General features: G+C 65.2%; 18 protein-coding genes. 9 read left to right on the top strand and 9 right to left on the bottom strand.

Features of this window, described 5'->3' with window-relative positions; genetic code table 11:
* Nucleotides 1-235: 235 nt before the first annotated feature.
* Both C6A77_RS14840 and C6A77_RS14835 read right to left on the bottom strand, forming a co-directional pair.
* A complete protein-coding gene (locus tag C6A77_RS14840) occupies nucleotides 236-1,000 on the bottom strand; it encodes a hypothetical protein (RefSeq protein ID WP_114170148.1) in 765 nt (254 codons plus the stop codon).
* 63 nt (nucleotides 1,001-1,063) lie between these two features.
* Entirely contained in the window at nucleotides 1,064-2,341 is a 1,278-nt protein-coding gene (locus C6A77_RS14835) for a bifunctional O-acetylhomoserine aminocarboxypropyltransferase/cysteine synthase (RefSeq protein WP_114170147.1), read from the bottom strand.
* A 160-nt stretch (nucleotides 2,342-2,501) separates the two neighbouring features.
* Between C6A77_RS14835 and C6A77_RS14830 the strand changes: the two genes are divergently transcribed.
* Nucleotides 2,502-2,726: a hypothetical protein gene (locus tag C6A77_RS14830; protein ID WP_114170146.1), complete on the top strand. Its 225-nt coding sequence runs from the start codon at nucleotides 2,502-2,504 to the stop codon at nucleotides 2,724-2,726.
* A gap of 22 nt (nucleotides 2,727-2,748) precedes the next feature.
* On the opposite strand, the gene C6A77_RS14825 is transcribed toward C6A77_RS14830, so the two are convergent.
* Both C6A77_RS14825 and C6A77_RS14820 read right to left on the bottom strand, forming a co-directional pair.
* Nucleotides 2,749-3,762 (bottom strand): 5'-nucleotidase, encoded by a 1,014-nt coding sequence (locus C6A77_RS14825; RefSeq protein ID WP_114170145.1) that lies wholly within the window; start codon nucleotides 3,760-3,762, stop codon nucleotides 2,749-2,751.
* A gap of 187 nt (nucleotides 3,763-3,949) precedes the next feature.
* Nucleotides 3,950-4,573, bottom strand: a complete 624-nt coding sequence (locus C6A77_RS14820) for a glutathione S-transferase (RefSeq protein ID WP_114170144.1) — start codon at nucleotides 4,571-4,573, stop codon at nucleotides 3,950-3,952.
* 199 nt (nucleotides 4,574-4,772) lie between these two features.
* Here C6A77_RS14820 and C6A77_RS14815 point away from each other — a divergent pair, with 199 nt between their 5' ends.
* Nucleotides 4,773-5,075, top strand: coding sequence for a DUF3077 domain-containing protein (locus C6A77_RS14815; RefSeq protein ID WP_114170143.1), 303 nt, complete (start codon nucleotides 4,773-4,775; stop codon nucleotides 5,073-5,075).
* A 79-nt stretch (nucleotides 5,076-5,154) separates the two neighbouring features.
* Complete coding sequence (locus C6A77_RS14810; protein ID WP_114170142.1) at nucleotides 5,155-5,877, top strand: hypothetical protein; 723 nt, start codon at nucleotides 5,155-5,157, stop codon at nucleotides 5,875-5,877.
* Nucleotides 5,878-5,893: 16 nt separating this feature from the next.
* Here the strand turns inward: C6A77_RS14810 and C6A77_RS14805 are convergent, their stop codons facing one another.
* The 3 genes from C6A77_RS14805 to C6A77_RS14795 form a co-directional block, all read right to left on the bottom strand.
* Nucleotides 5,894-6,829: a cyclase family protein gene (locus C6A77_RS14805; protein ID WP_114170141.1), complete on the bottom strand. Its 936-nt coding sequence runs from the start codon at nucleotides 6,827-6,829 to the stop codon at nucleotides 5,894-5,896.
* Nucleotides 6,830-6,927: 98 nt separating this feature from the next.
* Nucleotides 6,928-7,470: a WYL domain-containing protein gene (locus C6A77_RS14800; RefSeq protein WP_114170140.1), complete on the bottom strand. Its 543-nt coding sequence runs from the start codon at nucleotides 7,468-7,470 to the stop codon at nucleotides 6,928-6,930.
* A gap of 137 nt (nucleotides 7,471-7,607) precedes the next feature.
* Nucleotides 7,608-8,516 (bottom strand): LysR family transcriptional regulator, encoded by a 909-nt coding sequence (locus C6A77_RS14795; protein ID WP_114170139.1) that lies wholly within the window; start codon nucleotides 8,514-8,516, stop codon nucleotides 7,608-7,610.
* Nucleotides 8,517-8,760: 244 nt separating this feature from the next.
* Here C6A77_RS14795 and C6A77_RS14790 point away from each other — a divergent pair, with 244 nt between their 5' ends.
* From C6A77_RS14790 to C6A77_RS14780, 3 genes are read left to right on the top strand one after another with little or no spacing between them, the layout of a single operon-like run.
* The gene (locus C6A77_RS14790) at nucleotides 8,761-10,065 is read left to right on the top strand and encodes an MFS transporter (RefSeq protein ID WP_114170138.1); all 1,305 of its coding nucleotides are present in this window, start codon (nucleotides 8,761-8,763) and stop codon (nucleotides 10,063-10,065) included.
* Between the two features lie 30 nt (nucleotides 10,066-10,095).
* On the top strand, nucleotides 10,096-11,337 hold the full coding sequence (locus C6A77_RS14785; protein ID WP_114170137.1) for a Zn-dependent hydrolase: 1,242 nt from the start codon (nucleotides 10,096-10,098) through the stop codon (nucleotides 11,335-11,337).
* Nucleotides 11,337-12,359: a histone deacetylase family protein gene (locus tag C6A77_RS14780; RefSeq protein WP_114170136.1), complete on the top strand. Its 1,023-nt coding sequence runs from the start codon at nucleotides 11,337-11,339 to the stop codon at nucleotides 12,357-12,359. Before C6A77_RS14785 ends, C6A77_RS14780 begins: the two co-directional genes overlap by 1 nt.
* Nucleotides 12,360-12,433: 74 nt before the next feature.
* On the opposite strand, the gene C6A77_RS14775 is transcribed toward C6A77_RS14780, so the two are convergent.
* Nucleotides 12,434-13,858: a PLP-dependent aminotransferase family protein gene (locus C6A77_RS14775; RefSeq protein ID WP_114170135.1), complete on the bottom strand. Its 1,425-nt coding sequence runs from the start codon at nucleotides 13,856-13,858 to the stop codon at nucleotides 12,434-12,436.
* 325 nt (nucleotides 13,859-14,183) lie between these two features.
* Between C6A77_RS14775 and C6A77_RS14770 the strand changes: the two genes are divergently transcribed.
* Both C6A77_RS14770 and tam read left to right on the top strand, forming a co-directional pair.
* Nucleotides 14,184-15,596 carry an amino acid permease gene (locus C6A77_RS14770; RefSeq protein WP_114170134.1) on the top strand — a complete coding sequence of 471 codons (1,413 nt, stop codon included), beginning with the start codon at nucleotides 14,184-14,186 and terminating at the stop codon, nucleotides 15,594-15,596.
* Nucleotides 15,597-15,726: 130 nt separating this feature from the next.
* Nucleotides 15,727-16,503, top strand: a complete 777-nt coding sequence (gene tam, locus C6A77_RS14765) for a trans-aconitate 2-methyltransferase (protein ID WP_114170133.1) — start codon at nucleotides 15,727-15,729, stop codon at nucleotides 16,501-16,503.
* Nucleotides 16,504-16,595: 92 nt separating this feature from the next.
* Here tam and C6A77_RS14760 read toward each other — a convergent pair whose 3' ends face one another.
* Nucleotides 16,596-17,465: a LysR substrate-binding domain-containing protein gene (locus tag C6A77_RS14760; protein ID WP_114170132.1), complete on the bottom strand. Its 870-nt coding sequence runs from the start codon at nucleotides 17,463-17,465 to the stop codon at nucleotides 16,596-16,598.
* Nucleotides 17,466-17,707: 242 nt separating this feature from the next.
* Here C6A77_RS14760 and C6A77_RS14755 point away from each other — a divergent pair, with 242 nt between their 5' ends.
* The gene (locus C6A77_RS14755) at nucleotides 17,708-19,024 is read left to right on the top strand and encodes an MFS transporter (protein WP_114170131.1); all 1,317 of its coding nucleotides are present in this window, start codon (nucleotides 17,708-17,710) and stop codon (nucleotides 19,022-19,024) included.
* Nucleotides 19,025-19,033 lie beyond the last annotated feature (9 nt).

Raw genomic sequence — 19,033 nt, 5'->3', positions numbered from 1 at the left:
ACGTTCACAGTACATGCACTGGTCATGCGGCAGCCCGGCTTCGGCCGCTGCAATGGCGATACGTTGGCTGATGGTCATGAGCGATCCTCGTGTTGGACAGGGCCTTGAAGGCCTCTGAACACTAACGGGGAATCGCTTGCCAGAGGGGCATTGGGCGTCCTAAAAGCTTGTAGGAAACTTCTTTGAATGATGGATGTGGCTCAGTGCATGTGGCTCAGCCAGACGCGCCACCCTATCAGCCCCGTCGCAACGCAGCCGCCAGCCCCACAGTCAGCATCACGGCGCAAAGCATGGCCAGGCTGATGGCAACTGCGACGCCCCAGGCATCGAGCATCCCGGCCATCACCAGATAGAACGCAATCACCCCCACGGCGCCAATTGCATTGCCGCGCACCATCGCCGCCATCCCGGCCCGGCCACCTTGAACATGGGCAAACACCACCAACGGCCAGGCAATTACCGGGATTGGCGCCAGCATCCCGCTGGTCGCCGGGCCCAGCCAGTGGGCCAGGCTGGTGGTGACCATCAGCAACGAAGTGGCAGACACCATGCGCAAGGGGATCTCCCAATACCGATGCCGTGGCCGCGCCAGGGTGTCCGGCCGGGGTTCGCGGCCGCTGGCGCGTATCAGCACGCCGATCAGCACCAGCGCCACGGCTATCGACAGGTACAGGCTGCCCCAGTGGGTAAACGCATAGGCCGCCAGGCCGTAAAACAGCAACGCCAGCAACACGGCCGAGGCGATGCCGAGCCTGCGCGTAGCGAACAGGTAGAAGGTGTAAGTGGCTTGCACCGCCGCCAGGCCACCCAGCGCACCGGGCACTGCGCCCAGGGCGAACGCCGTGCCTTGTTCCAGGCACAGGAAGGTCATCACCAGTGCCGAGGTGATCGGCAGGCCGGACAGCAGCCCGCCCAGCAGGCCGCCCCAGCGCCGCGAGGCAAGGGATATGGCCCACATCAACAGGGGCGTGACGAGCAGTTTCAGGTAGAGCAGGGTCATTGCGCGCAAATCCGGTTTTGCAAGGGGGCGCCCGCCGTCGGCATTGGGTGGGGCGCGGGTGCGTCAACCGCGGCTGGCCTCCAGGGCCTGGGCCAGGTCGGCGATGATGTCGTCGCAGTGCTCGATGCCGATTGACAGGCGCACCATGTCGCGTGGCACACCGGCCTTTTCCAGCTCTTCGTCATTGAGCTGGCGGTGGGTGGTGGAGGCGGGGTGGCAGGCCAGCGACTTGGCGTCGCCGATGTTCACCAGGCGTACCACCAGCTGCAACGCATCGATGAAGCGCGCCCCGGCCGCCTGGCCGCCCTGGATGCCGAACGACAGGATCGACGCTGGTTTGCCGCCGGTGTAGCGCTGGGCCAGTGCATGTTCGGGATGCTCGGGCAGGCCGGCGTACTTGACCCAGGCCACCTGCTCGTGGGCTTGCAGGTAGCGGGCGACCTTGAGCGCGTTCTCGGTATGGCGCTCCATGCGCAGGGCCAGGGTTTCCAGGCCTTGCAGGATCAGGAAGGCGTTGAACGGCGACAGCGCGGCGCCGGTGTTGCGCAGCGGCACCACGCGGCAGCGGCCGATGAAGGCGGCGGGGCCGAAGGCTTCGGTGTAGGTGACGCCGTGGTAGGACGGGTCGGGGGTGTTGAGCAGGGCGAAGCGTGTTTTGTGATCGGCCCAGGGGAATTTGCCGGAATCGATGACGATGCCGCCGATGCTGGTGCCGTGGCCGCCGATGTACTTGGTCAGCGAGTGCACGACGATATCGGCGCCGTGCTCGAACGGCCGGCACAGCACCGGGGTGGCCACGGTGTTGTCGACGATCAGCGGCACCCCGTGGCGGTGGGCGGCCTCGGCCAACGCGGCGATATCGACGATATTGCCGGCGGGGTTGCCGATGGACTCGCAGAACACCGCCTTGGTGCGCTCATCGATCAGCGCTTCGAGGGCGGCGATGTCGTCGTGGGCGGCGAAGCGGGTGTGGATGCCCATGCGTGGCAAGGTGTGGGCCAGCAGGTTGTAGGTGCCGCCGTATAGCTTGGCCACCGAGACGATATTGTCGCCCGCCTCGGCGACGGTCTGGATGGCGTAGGTGATGGCTGCCATGCCCGAGGCCACCGCCAGCGCACCGACCCCGCCTTCCAGGGCGGCCATGCGTTGCTCGAGCACATCGTTGGTGGGGTTCATGATCCGCGAATAGATGTTGCCGGCGACCTTGAGGTCGAACAGGTCGGCGCCGTGCTGGGTATCGTCGAAGGCGAAGGACGTGGTCTGGTAGATCGGCACGGCCACGGCCCGGGTGGCCGGGTCGTGGCTGAAGCCTGCGTGGATGGCGAGCGTTTCCAGCTTCATGCAATCGTTCCTTGAGCGTGGGTGGAGCGACCGAGCATGTGGTGGGGGTGGGGAGTTGGTCAAGGGTGGCATCGCCTTCGCCACTGGGGTTGGGCATCGGGATGAATCTTTTCTTGTCCTGCCGGTCAGGTAATGAGACCCCAACCGCTTTGAGGTGCTCATGCATACCTACCACATCCGTTACCAGCTCAATGGCCAACCCTCCTCGCACAGCTTCGAACTGAAGCAGCCCAACCTTGCCCTGCACGAGGCAGCCTTGCACCTGTTGCTGCTGCATTTCGGCGATGGCGAGAACAAGCTGCTGATGCCGCCAGCCGATGCCAGCCCCCAAGAGGTGCTGGCCCAGGCCGAGACGCTGGGGCTGTCGCAGATCGAAGTGGCCTGACCCCTGCGGCCTGCAACAAGGTTCACGCGGTGTCCCCCAGCGTAGCGGTTTGCTGGGGGCTCAAGCCGGTTTCAGCGTCGCCCTGCGGCGCGGCAGCCGCTGCGGCAAGGGCCTTGTTCGCCACGCCGAACGGCACATGCACCATGGGCAAGTTGCCAGCCGATGACTGCAGGTGGCTGCGCTGGTCATCGAAGAACACATGCGGCTTGAGGATCGACAGCACCCTGGGTTTCTCCATTCCGCCCAGGAAGAAGCACTCGTCCGGCGACACGCCCCAGTTCTTCAGCGTGGTCACCACCCGCTCGTGCGAAGGCGCGTTGCGCGCGGTGACGATCGCGATGCGCAAGATCCGCTGGTACGTCGGGTCCTCGGCCAGCTTGCGATCTTCCAGCATGCGTATCAGCGACAGCTTGCGGTACAGGTCGGCCAGCGGCCCGGGCGAGTGCGGCACGCCCATGTGCAGCCGCTCATGTTCCTGGAATTCGTCCAGGTTGTTGCCCCGCTTGTACACGCTTTCTGCCTCGTCGTCGGCGATCACCCCGTCGAAGTCGAAGGCTACCCGTAATTCGGTGTCGATCTCGTCGTCATAAATGCGCGTCGGCAACACCCGGCCGGCCGGGTAGTTGGCGTCGATGGCCTTCTGCACGTCTTCTTCGTTGGCGCTGAGGAACAGCGAGGCATTGAATGCCGGGATGTACTCGTATGGCGAGCGGCCCGACATGAAGGCGGCGCGGGTGATGTCCAGCTGGTAATGGTCGATCGAGCGAAACACGCGCAGGCCGGTTTCCGGCGAGTTGCGTGAAAGCAGCACGACCTCGACCGGCAATTGCTCGGGGAAGGCCTGGTTGATGCTCAGGAAGCGGCGGATGAACGGAAAGGCGACGCCCTTGGGAAACGGCTCGTCCAGGTTCTGCTGCTGGTGCTTGCGGTAGGCCTCGACGCCCTGGGTCTGGTAGATGTCGTCCGAAACGGTGAGGTCGAACAGCGCACTCGAAGCCACGCCGATGACCAGTTTCTGTTCGATGGGGTAGGGCATGAAGCAACTCCTGAGCCTGTGCATGGGGCAAGTGTATCTGCGTGCGGAGCCATGGTTCGCGCGGCCCTGTGGGAGCGGGCGAGCCCGCGAACACCGGCAAAGCCGGTGCCAGCCACCGCGCTGCCTGCTTCGCGGGCTCGCCCGCTCCCACAGGGTTGGATTTTAACCCAGCGGCGCTAGCTGGCCCTCACGGCGTACCGTTGCGGCCATGCAGGTGATAAGCCGGGCGCTCGCTCAGCCGTTCGTAGTAATCGCGCACCGCCGGCAGGTGCGGGTGGTCGAAGGGGGTTTCGAACCAGCGGTTGACCGACAGGCCGATCGGGATATCGGCCAAGGTGAACTGGCTACCCGCCACATAGGCCCCGGTGCTCGCCAACTGGCGGTCGAGGATGCCCATGTAATGCGACCAGTCCGCGCAACCGGCGGCCAGGGCCTGTGGGTCCTGATGCGCGGGGGAATGCCTGACCAGCGACATGAACGCGTAGCTCCACGAGCGGTTGAGGTCGGAGGCCTGCCAGTCGATCCACTGGTCGATCCTGGCGCGCGCCTGCGCCTCGCTCGGGTAGAACGCGGTGGCGCCGTAGCGCGTGGCCAGGTAACGGATGATGCTGTTGGATTCCCACAGGGTGAAGTCGCCATCCTGGATCACCGGGACCATGGCGTTGGGGTTCAACGCCAGAAATTCCGCGCTGTCGGTGGGCTTGAAGCCGCTACCCCAGTCTTCGCGCTCGTACGCGACCTCGAACTCGGCGCAGGCCCACAGGACTTTTCGTACATTGATGGAAGAGGCTCTACCGAGTATCCGCAGCATGGTGTTCGTCCTTGTGTGGGGAAGGTTGATCGTCTGTCAGCGGCGGGTGCCGGTCAAGAGCCTGACCGCTGGCAGCGCTTCCCCCTCTGTAGGGTTCTTGTAGTCCATTTCCCAAAGTAGCCCTTTCCAGGCCTTGGGTGATTGTCGCCGGGCGGGCAGCGGCCTAGTCTCGGCACGCTCGCAACCCGGAGAAATGCACATGGACAACGACACCCCGAAAGACAACAGCAAACTCAATGTCGTGCGCGCAGCAGGCCGTTTCGGTACCGGCGGTGCCGAACTGGTGGAAATGAAAGCGCAGCTACCGATGCGCACGGCCCTCATGGAGGCCTCGAACATCATGGGCTGCATCACCGAACTCACGCGCAAGGCCATCGACCGGCCCGGCGACCGCAAGGTGATGATGCAGGCCACCTATTACCTGGCGGGCATGGCCAAGGCGCTGATCGACGGCCAGTTGCAGCAGTTGCGCCAGGACCGGGCGGGCGAGCAGGAGCCTTAGTCAGGCTTGCCTGGGGGGCGCGAACTTGGCACCCTTGGCCAGTTTCGATCGTCTGCACCATATCAGAAGGAAGTTCACATTGAGCTGGGACAAGGTAGGGAAGCTTCTCGTAGCCGTGCTGCTTGGCCTGATGGTCCTGCTTGCCGCCTATGCGATGCTCCGCGGCAAACCGCGCCTGGAGGCATCGCTGACCTATGCCTACCTTACCTACCCCAGCCAGTTCAGCGAACGTATCAGCAAGGCCAGCGAGCAGCTCAAGTACGAGCAGCTGCAGGGGCGCATCCATACCATCAGCGAAGGCAGGCTGAACCAGGACCAGGTCGAGCGGCTGATCGAAATGGCCCAGGCGCCGTATGCCCGGCTGTTTGCCAAGCCCTTCGAAGCCGGGCTGGTCGACCACCGCACCGGTTTGCTCATCGAGTTGCGCAACAGCGGCGATGCGCAAGTGCGCGAGGTGAAAATCCGCCTGCCGGCCAAGGGCCTGGTGCAGGTGCGCGACGCCGCTGGCAACGACACCATCCTCGAAACCGCCACCCCGCAGGTGGACATCCCGGCCATCGAGCCGGGTGGCGCCTGCAAGGTCTGGGTGTATTTCGACGCGGACTATTCGCAGATCCGCCAGGGCGGTGTCAGCATCAGCCATGCCGAAGGCCAAGCCGATGTGCAGGTGTACCGCGAGGTCATCGGCTTCCCGGCCTGGGTGGCCCGCTATGGCCACGAGCTGCTGGCATTGCTCGGGGTGTTGGCGGTCAGCGTGCTGGGCCTGGGCTATGCCTGCCTGGCGCGCCGCCGCGCGGCATGACCCTGGCCGGTATCGATCAGTAGATCGCCACCGGGTTGATGTTGACCTGGGTCGAGCCTTTGTACAGCGGCTGCCCCAGCACGAACAGGAACTCGAACGCCTTGTCCTTCACCAGCGCGCGGGTGTCGATCAGTTCCAGGTTGTAGATGCCGCGTTTGGTCAGCATGAACTGGTTGACCGGGAATTCCTCACCGCTCGGGTTCGGGTACACCTCCGACGCCCAGGTATCACCACCAAAGGCGACGATGCCCTGGTCGGCCAGCCACTCGGCCGCCGGCAGGTCGATGCCCGGCTCGGTGGCGAGGAACTGCTGGTTGTCCTTGCCGATCAGCTCCAGCCAACCGGTGTTGAACAGCACCACATCACCTTTGCGCAGGGTGATGCCTTGTTTCTTCAGTACCGCCTTGATGTCGGCGACGGTGAACGATGTGCCGCCTGGCACCACGGCCTTGCCGTAGTGAGCGGTCATGTCCAGCACCACGCCGCGGGTGACCATGGGCGGCACTTTTTCCACGCCCAGCCGGGTCACGCCTTCGACGGTGACGAAGTCGGCAGCCTTGTTGCCGTTGTAGTAGACGTTGTCGATACCGATGTGGCCGATGCCGTTGAGCTGGGTGCCGACGCCGGTCCAGCCGTTGACCAGTTCATCGTTGAAGCTGAACTTGTTGCGGCCCAGGGTCTGGCCCGCCTGCTCGCCAGGCTGGATGTTGTACAGGTGGAAACTACGGTGGCGGAAGGCCGGCAGGTCTTTGCTGACCGGCACCGCCAGCGGGTAGGTCTTGCCGACCTTGACCAGGCCGACCGCCTGCTTGACCACTTCCGCGGTCAGCAGGTTGGCCGCGCCGATTTCGTCCTGTGCGCCGTAGGGCGAGGTCTGCCAGTCGGCGGCCAGGCTGGCCTGGGCAGCGCTGGCCAGGGTGAGGGCGAGCAGCAGGGGCGTGCAGCGTTTCATGGAGGGCTCCTGAAAGTAAGGCGATGTCAGGAGCGAATTCTGCGCAGGGCCGCCTGTGGGAAAAAGCGCCCTGGCGGACAATGACTTTTGCGTGCGGGTCAACAACCTGCGTCGTGCAGCGCCAGGCTCTGGCGCAACTGCTCGAGCATGGCCACGCGCAGCGCCAGCGGCGCCTCCACGCGGATCGAACTCGCTTGCGACAGCAACCAGCCCATCAGCGCGCGGTTGTCGGCGACGCTGGCAACCAGCGTGGCGCCACCGTTCGGGTGCGCGGTCAGCTGCATGTCGGCGGCCAGCGGCTGTGCCTGCAGGCGCCTAACCAGCGCATCATCGACCCAGGCGCGCAGCTCGACCTGTTCCGCCGGGGCGAGGGCATCGGGCTGCAGCTGCTGCGCTTGCTCAAGGCTCAGGCCGGGTTGCCAGTACCAGCCGTAGGGCATGCCTTTGCTGTTGCACTGCAGCGGGAACAGCGCCGCGAGTTCGACCAGGTCGCGCTCGACCGTGCGTTTGCTGGTGGTATGGCCCGCGCCAGCCAGGGCAGTCTGCAACTGGGTCGAGGTCATCCCCGGGTGGCGGCCGGGCAGCAGTTTGAGCAGCTGCCATTGGCGGGCGATGGTATGGCGGGTAGGGTGGCTGGGCAAAGGGCTCGTCCTTGAAGGCAGGCGTGCAGCCTGCCGGGGTGGTGGCGTTTAGCTATTGGCCAGCATACCGCGTCGGAAAATGGGATCCAAGATGAAATCACCAGCGCGTCACAAAGCCGTTCCGCTCGGCTAGTGCCTCAAACGAGGCGGGTCTGCAACGCCTCGATGAACGCTTCCTCCGCCCGCGTGAAGCGCTGTTCGCGGTGCCACAGCAGGTGAATGTCCACATCGGCGATCCCTTCCTGCGGCGGCAGCTTCCATAGCAACCCGGCTTCGACATCCGGCGCTACCACATGCTCGGGCAGGCAACCGATGCCAAACCCGGCAATCACCAGCCGGCGCACTTCTTCAAGGCTCGGTGACGACGCCACGATCCGCCCGGCAAAGCCTTGCTGGTCGCGGAAGATGGTCAGCGGCGACAACATGCCGCCGATCTGGTCGCTGGTGAAACTGACGAAGTTTTCCCGCTGCAGGTCGCCCTCGGCCTGGCCGAACAGGGCATGGTGCTTGCCACAGAAGAACGCATAGCGCTGGCGCAGGAACAGCCGTTGCTCCAGCCGCGGTTGCGCCCGTCGGTTCAGGCTGAGGCCGGCCGTGGCGGTTTTCTCCTGCAGGGCGGCGACGATGTCGGAGCTGCGCATCACATCGATTTCCAGCTCCACCCGTGGGTGCTGGCGGTGGAACTCGGCGAGGAAGTCGTCAAAGCGTTCGCTGACGATGCGGCTGATCATCAGCAGGCGCACCTTGCCCACCAGCTCGTCCGCCGGCTGCTCCAGCAGGCCGCCGATCTGCGACATCTGCCCGTACACCTCGCCGGCCAGCTGGAACAGCTGCTCGCCCATTTCCGTCAGCACGAAGCGCGGCCCACGGCGGGCGATGAGCTGGCGGCCCAGCTGTTCTTCAAGGCGCTTGAGCGCCTGGCTCACGGCCGGCTGGGTCAGGTGCAGGCGCGCGGCAGCGCGGCTGATGGACAGCTCCTGGCCGATGACCCGAAAGGTGCGCAGCAGGTTCCAGTCGAGACGGTCGTTGAGCAGGCGGTCGGGCATGGCAGGGCTCGATGATAAGCGTGGCTAATAGTGCGAATAATAAATAGAAAATTGACTAATCATAGCCCTGGGCCGATAAATCGCAGGCATCGAGGCCTGTTGGTTCGCTGTTGGTTGTTTCGCGGGCTTGCCCGCTCCCACAGGTCCAGCACGGCCTGTAAACCCCGATGCCCCAGACCAAGCGCCAGCAGAGCGCCACCGTGCCCCGACAACTCCTGCCAGAACAACAAGCAAAGGAGCCCCCATGAAGCCCAACACTTCCCCCCAACCGCGCCGCGCCGCTGCCGCCGCGTTCATCGGCACCATGATCGAGTGGTACGACTTCTACATCTACGCCACCGCCGCCGCGCTGGTGTTCGGCGCGCTGTTCTTCCCGTCCGACAACAGCCTGTTCAGCACCATGGCCGCGTTCGGCACCTTCGCCGTCGGCTTCTTCGCCCGGCCGCTGGGTGGCATCGTCTTTGGCCATGTCGGCGACCGTATCGGGCGCAAGAAGTCGCTGGTCATCACCTTGCTGATGATGGGCATCGTCACCGTGGGCATTGGCCTGCTGCCGACCTACGCGCAAATTGGCAGCGCCGCGCCGGTGCTGCTGATCCTGCTGCGCATCGTCCAGGGCATCGCCGTAGGCGGCGAGTGGGGCGGGGCGGTGCTGATGGCCGGCGAGCATGCGCCCAAAGGCCGGCGCAACTTCTTCGCCTCGTTCGCCCAACTGGGCAGCCCGGCGGGCCTGATCCTGTCGTTGCTGGCCTTCGGCGCGGTCACCCGCTTGCCGGAAGCGCAGCTGATGAGCTGGGGTTGGCGCGTACCGTTCCTGGCCAGCGCGCTGTTGCTGCTGGTGGGCCTGGTCATCCGCCTGGGGGTGAACGAGTCGCCGGAATTCATCGCCAGCCGCGAGCAGGCGGAAAAGGCCCGGCGCAAGGAACAGGCGCCGGTCTTCGAAGTACTGCGCACGGCCTGGCGCCCGCTGCTGCTGTGCATCGGTGCCAATACCCTGGGCATTGCCGGGGTCTACTTCACCAACACCTTCATGATCAGCTACACCACCCAGCAGTTACACCTGGAGCGCTCGCTGATACTGGAGTGCCTGTTCTTCGTGGCAATCATCCAGTTCTGCGTGCAGCCGCTGGCCGCCTGGCTCTCGGAAAAGATCGGCGCCACCCGTTTCCTGGCCCTGGTTGCATTGCTGGCCATGGCTTCGCCTTACCCGATGTTCGTCCTGGTCAGCTCTGGCCAAGGCCCGCTGATCGTGCTCGGCATCGCCCTGGCGGCAGCCTGCATGGCCTCGTTCTACGCGGTGATTGCCGGCTACGTCAGCGGCATGTTCGCTACCCGCGTGCGCTACACCGCCATTTCCCTGGCCTATCAGATCTGCGGTGCCATCGCCGGCGGCCTGACCCCGCTGATCGGCACCTGGCTGGCCCACACCTTCAGCGGCCAGTGGTGGCCGATGGCGGTGTTCTACACCCTGATCGCAACCACTTCTCTGCTGTGCGTGCTCGCCCTGGCACGCCAGTACGCCCGTAGCCAGCGCCTGGAACTGGCCTGACCGAACCGCTTTATTCTGGAGTACCCGCACATGTTGAAATGCAATGGCGAGCGCCTGTGGGCGAGCCTGATGGCCATGGCCGAAATCGGCGCCACCGCCCGTGGCGGCAGCTGCCGCCTGGCGCTGAGCGACGAGGACAAGGCCGGCCGTGAACTGTTCAGCCATTGGTGCACGGCAGCCGGCCTGACGCTGACCGTGGATGCCATCGGCAACCTGTTCGCCCGCCGCCCGGGCAGTGACCCGGATGCCGCCCCGGTGATGATGGGCAGCCACCTCGACACCCAACCTGAGGGCGGCCGTTTCGATGGTGTTTATGGTGTGCTGGCGGGCCTTGAAGTGGTGCGCCGGTTCAACGACCTGAACATCCGCACGTGCAAACCGCTGGAAATCGCCGTGTGGACCAACGAGGAGGGCGCGCGCTTCACCCCGGCCATGTTCGGTTCGGCGGTGTTCACCGGTTCTCTGGCACTGGACGAAGCGCTGGCCATTCGCGACGCCGCTGGCATCAGCGTCGCCGACGCACTGCAACGCACAGGTTATGCCGGCCAACGCCCGCTGGGCGGCCCGGTGGATGCCTATTTCGAGGCGCATATCGAGCAGGGTCCGATCCTTGAAGACAACGCCAAGGCCATCGGCGTGGTCAGCGGTGGCCAGGCCATCCGTTGGTTGGACGTGACAGTCGAGGGCATGGCGGCGCACGCCGGTACCACCCCGATGCCATTGCGCAAGGATGCCCTGTACGGCGCGGCGCGGATGATCCAGGCGGTCGAGCAACTGGCGGCGGACTTCGCCCCCGAAGGCCTGACCACGGTCGGCGAACTGGCCATCGCCAAGTCCTCGCGCAACACCATCCCGGGCTTGCTGCAGTTCACCGTCGACCTGCGCCATCACCACGATCACGCCATCGAGGCGATGCAGCGCGAGCTGACCCTGAAACTGCAAGCCATCGCCAGCCAGCGCGGCCTGCAGGTGCACATCGAGCGCCACTGGGTAAGCCCGGCCACGCCGTTCGACGCCGACTGCGTCGCCGCCGTGCAGCACGCGGTGGACGGCCTCGGTTATGCCCAGCAAGCGATCGTCAGTGGCGCCGGCCATGACGCCATCCTGCTGGCCCGCTACTGCCCGACGGCGATGGTGTTCATCCCCTGCGTCGGCGGCCTGAGCCACAACGAGGCCGAAGACGTATTGCCCGAGGATGCCCGTCAGGGCGCCGATGTACTGCTCAATGCCGTGCTGGCCCGCGCCGGCCGTGTCGAACCAGGAGAAGCCTGATGCGTTGCTACTTCCACCCCGAGCAACTGCTGCACCACCCGCGCAGCTACTACTCGCGCGGCGCCATGCGCACCCCGCAGGAAGTCCCCGAGCGCGCCGTGCGCCTGTTGCAGGCGGCCAGGGACCTCGGCTTCGACATCCGCCAGCCCGCCGATGCCGGCCTGGCCCCGCTGAAGGCGGTGCATGGGGAGGCCTACCTGGCGTTCCTCGAAGAAGCCCATGCGCGCTGGAAGGAAGTGCCCGAGGACTGGGGCGACGAGGTCATGTCCAATATCTTCGTGCGCCAGCCCAACGCCCTGCGCGGCATTCTCGCCCAGGCCGGGCGCTACCTGGCCGATGGCAGCTGCCCGGTGGGCGAGAGCACCTGGCACTCGGCCTACTGGTCGGCGCAGAGCGCGGTGGCCGGGGCCAAGGCGATCATCGATGGCGAGCCGGCGGCGTATGCGTTGTGTCGCCCGCCGGGGCACCATGCGCGGTTCGATGCGGCCGGTGGTTTCTGCTACATCAACAACGCCGCCGTCGCCGCCCAGGCCTTGCGCAGCCGCTACAACCGCGTCGCGGTGCTGGATACCGACATGCACCATGGGCAGGGGATTCAGGAAATCTTCTACGATCGCCGTGATGTGCTGTACGTGTCGGTGCATGGCGACCCGACCAATTTCTATCCGGGTGTGGCCGGGTTCGAGGATGAGCGTGGCAGCGGGGAGGGGGCAGGGTACAACCTCAATCTGCCGATGGCCCATGGTGCCAGCGAAGCGGACTTCATGGCGCAGCTGGACGTTGCGCTGGCTGCGCTGAAGGACTTTGGCGCCGAGGTGCTGGTGCTGTCGCTGGGGTTCGATATCTACGAACTGGACCCGCAGAGCAAGGTGGCGGTGACCACCGAAGGGTTTGCCATGTTGGGCGAGCGGATTCGGGCGTTGCGCCTGCCGTGCCTGATCGTGCAGGAAGGGGGGTATCACCTGGAGAGCCTGGAGGCGAATGCGCGGGCGTTCTTTGCCGACGGAGTGGATTGGCGTTAAGGCATGAGGCTGGCAGCTGTGTGATGGCTGCCGGCCTCTTCGCGGGTGAACCCGCTCCCACAGGGATCGGCGTACTACATCCCACCGCGCCGCACATGCTTCACCAGCACCTTCTCCAGCAACTCCCACATCGCCGGCTCGGTACTGAATGCCACGTTGAAGCGCATCCACCCGGTGGCCTTGGCGTCGACCATGAACAACTGCCCGGGCCCGAGCATGATGCCTTTCTCCAGCGCATCGTCCAGCAACGCCGCGCTGTCCGGAATCGCCGGGTGGCGGGTCCAGATGTACATGCCTTCATCCGACTCGATGAACAGTTCGAAGCCCAATCGATGCAGATGCCGGCCAACTTCCTGGTGCGCCTCGGCCAGGCGCTGGCGCAGGCGCTTGAGGTGCTTGCGCCAGCGCCCGTCGATGATCGCCGCATACACCACGCGCTCCATCACCTGTGAGGTGGTCAGGCCCGAGCGCATCTTCAGCTGCAGCAGTTTCTGCATCAGCTCGGGGTTGGCCAGCAGATAGCCGACCCGCACGTTGGGCGAAATGCTCTTCGAGTAGCTGCCTACGTACACTACCTGCTGCAGGTGGTCGAGGCTGGCCAGGCACGGTTGCGGTTCGGCGACCATGTCGGCGTACAGGTTGTTTTCCACCAGGCGGAAGCCATGCTGGCTGGCCAGTTGCAGCAGGCGGTGCAACTGCGGCAGCGGGGTGCGCGAGCAGGTCGGGCTGTGCAGGTGCGGCTGGGTGAAGAACGCGGTCGGGCGGTGATGGGCCAGCAACTGCTCGAGCTGGTTCAGGTCGTAGCCGGCCGGGGTGCGCGGCACGCCGACCAGGGTCGCACCTTGGGTGCGCAGGATGCTCATCAGGTTGGGGTAGCCGGGGTCGTCCACCAGCACCACATCGCCCGCGCGTACCAGCGTGCGGGCCGCCAGGTCCAGGGCCTGGCTGGCGCCGTGGGTGAGCATCAGCTGCGCCGGGTTGGCGACAATCGACAGCTCCTGCTGCAGGTTCTGTGCGGTCAGCGCGCGCAGCTCTGGCAAGCCCATCGGGTCGCCATACCCCGACAGCTCCAGCGGGCTACCGGCCACCTGGCGCAGGCCACGGCGCAGGCCGTCTTCGTACATCCAGTCGTTGGGCAGCCAGCCGCAGCCTGGCTTGAACGGCAACTGGCGGATTTCGAAGATCTGTTGCAGGTACCACTCGGAGTTGAACGTGGGGCGGCTGGTGTCGGCCTCGGCGTTGTGCTGATCCAGCAATTCGCCCGCCGCCCGGTTGACGAAGAACCCCGCATTGCCCCGGCTCACCAGCAGGCCCTGGGCGACCAGGCGGTCGTAGGCCTCGACCACGGTGAAGGTGCTCACCGAATAGCTCGCGGCAAAGGCGCGTATCGAGGGCACCTTGGCGCCTGGCTTGAGGGTCTGGTTGTCGATCAGCTCGCGCAGCCCGTCGATGATCTGGTTCACCAGCGGGGTCGAGGAGTCTGGATGTAATTCGAACATTCGGGGCCTTCAGGTTGCGTATCGCCAGGCGCTTGCAGGGTGTACTGCATGGGCGACCTGTACAGTGCAGTGCGAGATTCATGCCACTGTGCATGGCTCTCTGCGTCGGACATTTTTACATTAGGTGTCAGATATCGCCACATAAAGCATGTTCAGTTCGCTCCAGGCGCCAGCCCTGGGGCGCGTCAGCAGGCCGCCATGGAAGGCCTGCGTGTGTTCGTTCACACCATCCTGCGCGCATTAGCACTGATGTACGGGTGAAACCGCCAGCCATCGGGGTTTCACGCAATTCCTTGGATAAAAAGAAGCACGGGGTACACCACTGATGGACGCAACATCCACAACCACCACCGCGAAAAGCGGGCACGAGAGCAAACTCAGTGCCTCGCTCAAGTCGCGCCACCTGACGATGATGTCGATCGCCGGGGTTATCGGCGGCGCCTTGTTCGTCGGCTCCGGCAGCGTGATCCACAGCGCCGGCCCAGCCGCTGTCCTGGCCTACCTGGCAGGCGGCATCCTGGTGGTACTGATCATGCGCATGCTGGGTGAAATGGCGACTTCCTCGCCGGACACCGGTTCGTTCTCCACCTACGCCGACCGCGCCATCGGCCGTTGGGCCGGTTTCACCATCGGCTGGCTGTACTGGTGGTACTGGGTCATCCTCATGGCCTGGGAAGCCTATGTGGCGGGCAAGATCCTGCATGGTTTTTTCCCCGACGTCAGCGTCAACGTATTCGTGCTGGCCACGACCCTGTTGCTGATCACCGTCAACTTCTTCAACGTCAAGCACTACGGCGAGTTCGAGTTCTGGTTCGCCTTGATCAAGGTGATCGCGATCGTCTGCTTCCTGATCGTGTGTACCGCTGCCGTGCTGAACATCTGGCAGTTCGGTGAAGTGCGTGGCATCAGCCACCTCACCGCCGAAGGCTTCATGCCCAACGGCATCACCACGGTGATCGGCGCCTTGCTGGGGGTGATGTTCGCCTTCCTCGGCGCGGAAATCGTCACCATCGCCGCATCCGAGGCCAAGGACCCGGCCGCGCAGATCGTCAAGGCGACCAACTCGGTGGTCTGGCGCGTGTGCCTGTTCTACGTCGGCTCGATCTTCCTGATCGTCTGCCTGGTACCGTGGAACGACCCGCAGCTGGGCGTTTCTGGCTACGGCGCCTACCGCCGCACCCTGGAGCTGCTGGGCGTGCCGTATGCCGAGTTGCTGATGAACTTCGTGGTGCTGACCTCGGTGAGCAGCTGCCTGATCTCGGGCCACTACACCGCTTCGCGCATGCTGTTCTCGCTGGCCCAGCGTGGCGACGCGCCGTCGTTCTTCGGCATCACCCGCGCCGGCACCGGCGTACCGGTGTACGCGATCATGGGCTCGTGCGCCGTGGCCGTGGTGTGTGCGCTGATCAACTTCAGCGAAACCTTGCGCCCGAAGGACGTGCTGGAAACCCTGATGAACACCACCGGCATGATCGCCCTGCTGGTGTACCTGGTGATTGCCTTCTCGCAGCTGCGCATGCGCCGCAAGCTGATTGCCGAGGGCAAGGAAGTGCGCCTGCAGATGTGGCTGTTCCCGTGGCTGACCTACCTGGTGATCGCCTTCATCGTGGCCGCCCTGGTGACCATGGCCTTCATGCCTGACTACCAGATCCTGGTGATTTCTACCGGTATCGCCGCGGCAGTGGTGGTGGCGATGGGTGTGGTGCACCAGATTCGTTCTGCCAGCAAGCAGCACTAAGCGTCATTCGCTTGGCGAAACGGCCGGCTCCCGCGAGGACCCGGCCGCTTCCACAAAGGACCGCATCAAACCTATCAGACCAGGGTAGATGGCATATGCTGAGCATTTAGCCCGCGCAAAGGAGCCGCACATGGCCTGGTCCGCCACCCAGTATTCCCAGTTCGAAGACGAGCGTACCCGCGCCGTACGCGACCTGCTCGCCGCCGTGCCACCGCGCCCGGTGCGCCACGCCACCGACCTGGGCTGTGGCCCTGGCAACTCCACCGAGGTACTGCTGCAACGCTGCCCGGACGCCCAGGTGACCGCCCTGGACAGCGACCCGGACATGATCGACAAGGCGCGCGAACGCAAACGCCTGTGCATCCCTCGCGTGCGCACGGTCGTCGGTGACATCGCCAGCTGGTCCGCCCCCGAACCGCAAGACCTGATCCTGGCCAATGCCTCGCTGCAATGGCTGCCCGACCACGCCTCGCTGTACCCGCACCTGGTGCGCCAGTTGAGCGAAGGCGCCAGCCTGGCCGTGCAGACCCCGGACAACCTCGACGAGCCGGCCCACCGGCAGCTGCGTGAAATCGCCAGCCAGGGCCCGTGGGCGGCGAAATTTGCCGATTTCCAATTGCCGCCACGCCACGCCGCAGCGTTCTACTACGACCTGCTCAGCCCGCTGTGCGCGCGGGTGGATGTGTGGCGCACCACCTATCATCACCCGTTGCCCGGCGGTGCCGAAGCGGTGGTGGAATGGTTCAAGGGGTCGGCGCTGCGGCCGTATCTGGCCAGGCTCGATGAGCAAGAACAGGTGGCCTTTCTGCAGATGTACCTGCAGGCCATGCAGCGTGATTATCCGCCCGCCACCGATGGCAAAGTGCTGCTGCCGTTCCCGCGGTTGTTCGTGATCGCTACCCGCTAGCGCCAGGCCTCGCAGGATGGTCGGGTTGCCTGTACCGGCCTCTTCGCGGGTAAACCCGCTCCCACAGAGCCCGCGAAGGGGCCGGCACAGGTTTACAACCCATCCTCCACCATCTGCAGAAAGGTCGCCACAACCCGCCGTGTACGCTGCTCGCTCAGGCACACCAGGGTCTCGGTGAGGTGCCGCTGGCAATCGACGATCGGCAACGCACACACCCGCGCATCCGCACCAAATTCCGCCGCCGACACCACCCCCACGCCAATCCCCACCACCACTGCTTCGCGCGCCGCCTCGCGGCCCTCCACCTGGATCGCCGGGCGAATCCGCAGCCCGGCCCGGCGCATCTCCTCTTCCAGGGTCTGCCGCGTCACCGAGCCGGGCTCGCGCAGCACCAGCGGCATATCGTCCAGGTCCGCCAGGCTGATCGCGCCGCGGCTGGCCCACGGGTGCTGGTGGGCAACGAACGCCACCATCGGGTCGCGCCGCAGCGGCAGGCAGTGCAGGCGCTCGTCATCGACATCCCGCCCGAGCAGGGCCAGGTCGGCCTGGTAGCTGAACAGCCGGGCCAGCGACTCGTCGCTGTTGCCGGTCTCGACCTTGACCTGAATCCCCGGATAGCGCTGGCAGAAGCGGGCGATCTGCGGCAGCACGTGCACCGGCGCATCCACCGCCAGCACCAGGCTGCCGGTGTGCAGGGCGCGCGAATCCTGCAGCAGCTCGTGGGCCTCGGCCTCGCAGGCGAACAGGCGCTGGCTGATGCCCAGCAGGCGCTCGCCCAGGTCGGTGAGTTGCACCGAGCGCTTGTTGCGGTGGAACAGCAACACGCCGAAGCGTTCCTCGAGTTTGCGTACCTGGTCCGACACCGCCGGCTGGGTCAGAAACAGCTTTTCTGCCGCACGGGTAAAGCTGCCGTGTACGGCCACGGCATGAAAGGCCTTGAGTTGAGCATGGGAAACCGACATGGCGACCTCAGTAACAAGCTGGGCTTATGTGAGTAATACGATAAATCGATTTTATTTATTTTTCCGCAGCTGTTTCCATGCTGTTCAGCCCGACGCTGGCACCACGAGCGCCGCCAGGGCCATGGCACCCACACGGCGCCATCTGACCCGATGACAGCCCGTCATCGCTGTGCGTAACACAAGAACAAGACAGGCGTTTCTTCACATTCTGCCGGCACACTTGAGCAAGAGGTCAGACTGACATGAACCAATCCCTAGCCGCGTTCAAACGCTGGCGCATGCAGATTTTCGCTATTACCTGGCTGGCCTACGCCGCCTTCTATTTCACCCGCAAGGCGTTCTCGGTGGCCAAGCTGGGCATCGCCGAAGACCCAAACTTCATGCTCGACAAGGCCGCCATGGCCAACCTCGACGCCATCTACCTGGCCGCCTACGCCGTCGGCCAATTCACCTGGGGCATGCTTGCCGACCGCTTCGGCCCGCGCGTGGTGGTGCTTGGCGGCCTGCTGATTTCGGCGGCCGCAGCGGTGGTGATGGGCAGTTACGCGACCTTCCCGATCTTCGCCACCTGCATGCTGGTGCAAGGCTTGGCGCAATCGACCGGCTGGGCCGGGTTGTGCAAGAACATCGGCAGTTTCTTCCCGGCCTCGCAGCGTGGGCGGGTGCTGGGCCTGTGGAGTTCCTGCTATGCCTTTGGCGGCCTGGTGGCGTCGCCGTTTGCCGGGTGGTGGGCGTATACCCTGGTCGGCAGCTGGCACGCGGCGTTCTTTTCCAGTGCCGCGGTGGTGGCCCTGGTGGCTGTGCTGTTCTTCTTCCTGCAGCGCAACAAGCCTGAAGACGTCGGCCTGCCGGCCGTCGAGCCCGAGCCGCAGAGCATGGCCCCGGCCGGCAACCTGTGCAGCGTATGGGCACCCCTGAAGGAAATCATGCGCAATCGCACGGTGTTGACCCTGGGGCTTGCGTACTTCCTGTTGAAACCGGCGCGCTACGCCATCCTGCTGTGGGGGCCGGTGATCGTCTTCGAGCAGATGCCCTCGGTGGGCAAGGTCGGTGCAGCGATCATCCCGACCGCCTTCGAGCTGGCCGGGCTGCTCGGCCCGATCATCATCGGCCTGGCCTCCGACAAGCTGTTCGGCGCCCGGCGCATGCCAGCCTGCGTCATCAGCCTGGTGTTGCTGACCATGGCCCTGGCGGCGTTCATGGCGGCGATGCACACCGGCAGCGTGATCCTGGTGGTGGCCCTGCTGTTCGTCATGGGCCTGACCCTGTATGGCCCGGATTCGATGATCAGCGGCGCTGCCGCCATCGACTTCGGCACCGCCAAGGCCGGCGCCACCGCCGCGGGCTTCGTCAACGGCTGCGGCTCGGTGGGCGCGGTGCTGGGCGGGCTGCTGCCAGGGTATTTCGACGGTGTCACGGTGTTCATCGTGTTCGCCGGCTGCGCGCTGTTTTCGGCGCTGGTGCTGCTGCCGCACTGGAACAGCCGCCCGGCCAGCGCCGCGCAAAGCAGCGATGTGGCACCCAACACCAGCATGGCAATCAAGCCACTGCGTACCTGACAGGAAAGC

It is taken from the genome of Pseudomonas sp. AFG_SD02_1510_Pfu_092 (assembly GCF_003331055.1).
Classification (GTDB): domain Bacteria; phylum Pseudomonadota; class Gammaproteobacteria; order Pseudomonadales; family Pseudomonadaceae; genus Aquipseudomonas.
The sequence above is the reverse complement of the archived record's forward strand: the minus strand, read 5'-3'. Positions and strand labels throughout refer to the sequence as shown.

Bases quoted from the DNA above. Each gene is read 5' to 3' on its own strand.
- C6A77_RS14755 (WP_114170131.1), top strand. From the start codon at position 17,708: ATGAACCAATCCCTAGCCGCGTTCAAACGCTGGCGCATGCAGATTTTC.
- C6A77_RS14830 (WP_114170146.1), top strand. From the start codon at position 2,502: ATGCATACCTACCACATCCGTTACCAGCTCAATGGCCAACCCTCCTCG.
- C6A77_RS14835 (WP_114170147.1), bottom strand. From the start codon at position 2,341: ATGAAGCTGGAAACGCTCGCCATCCACGCAGGCTTCAGCCACGACCCG.
- C6A77_RS14760 (WP_114170132.1), bottom strand. From the start codon at position 17,465: ATGTCGGTTTCCCATGCTCAACTCAAGGCCTTTCATGCCGTGGCCGTA.
- C6A77_RS14770 (WP_114170134.1), top strand. From the start codon at position 14,184: ATGGACGCAACATCCACAACCACCACCGCGAAAAGCGGGCACGAGAGC.
- C6A77_RS14820 (WP_114170144.1), bottom strand. From the start codon at position 4,573: ATGCTGCGGATACTCGGTAGAGCCTCTTCCATCAATGTACGAAAAGTC.
- C6A77_RS14825 (WP_114170145.1), bottom strand. From the start codon at position 3,762: ATGCCCTACCCCATCGAACAGAAACTGGTCATCGGCGTGGCTTCGAGT.
- tam (WP_114170133.1), top strand. From the start codon at position 15,727: ATGGCCTGGTCCGCCACCCAGTATTCCCAGTTCGAAGACGAGCGTACC.
- C6A77_RS14775 (WP_114170135.1), bottom strand. From the start codon at position 13,858: ATGTTCGAATTACATCCAGACTCCTCGACCCCGCTGGTGAACCAGATC.
- C6A77_RS14785 (WP_114170137.1), top strand. From the start codon at position 10,096: ATGTTGAAATGCAATGGCGAGCGCCTGTGGGCGAGCCTGATGGCCATG.
- C6A77_RS14815 (WP_114170143.1), top strand. From the start codon at position 4,773: ATGGACAACGACACCCCGAAAGACAACAGCAAACTCAATGTCGTGCGC.
- C6A77_RS14780 (WP_114170136.1), top strand. From the start codon at position 11,337: ATGCGTTGCTACTTCCACCCCGAGCAACTGCTGCACCACCCGCGCAGC.
- C6A77_RS14795 (WP_114170139.1), bottom strand. From the start codon at position 8,516: ATGCCCGACCGCCTGCTCAACGACCGTCTCGACTGGAACCTGCTGCGC.
- C6A77_RS14790 (WP_114170138.1), top strand. From the start codon at position 8,761: ATGAAGCCCAACACTTCCCCCCAACCGCGCCGCGCCGCTGCCGCCGCG.
- C6A77_RS14805 (WP_114170141.1), bottom strand. From the start codon at position 6,829: ATGAAACGCTGCACGCCCCTGCTGCTCGCCCTCACCCTGGCCAGCGCT.
- C6A77_RS14840 (WP_114170148.1), bottom strand. From the start codon at position 1,000: ATGACCCTGCTCTACCTGAAACTGCTCGTCACGCCCCTGTTGATGTGG.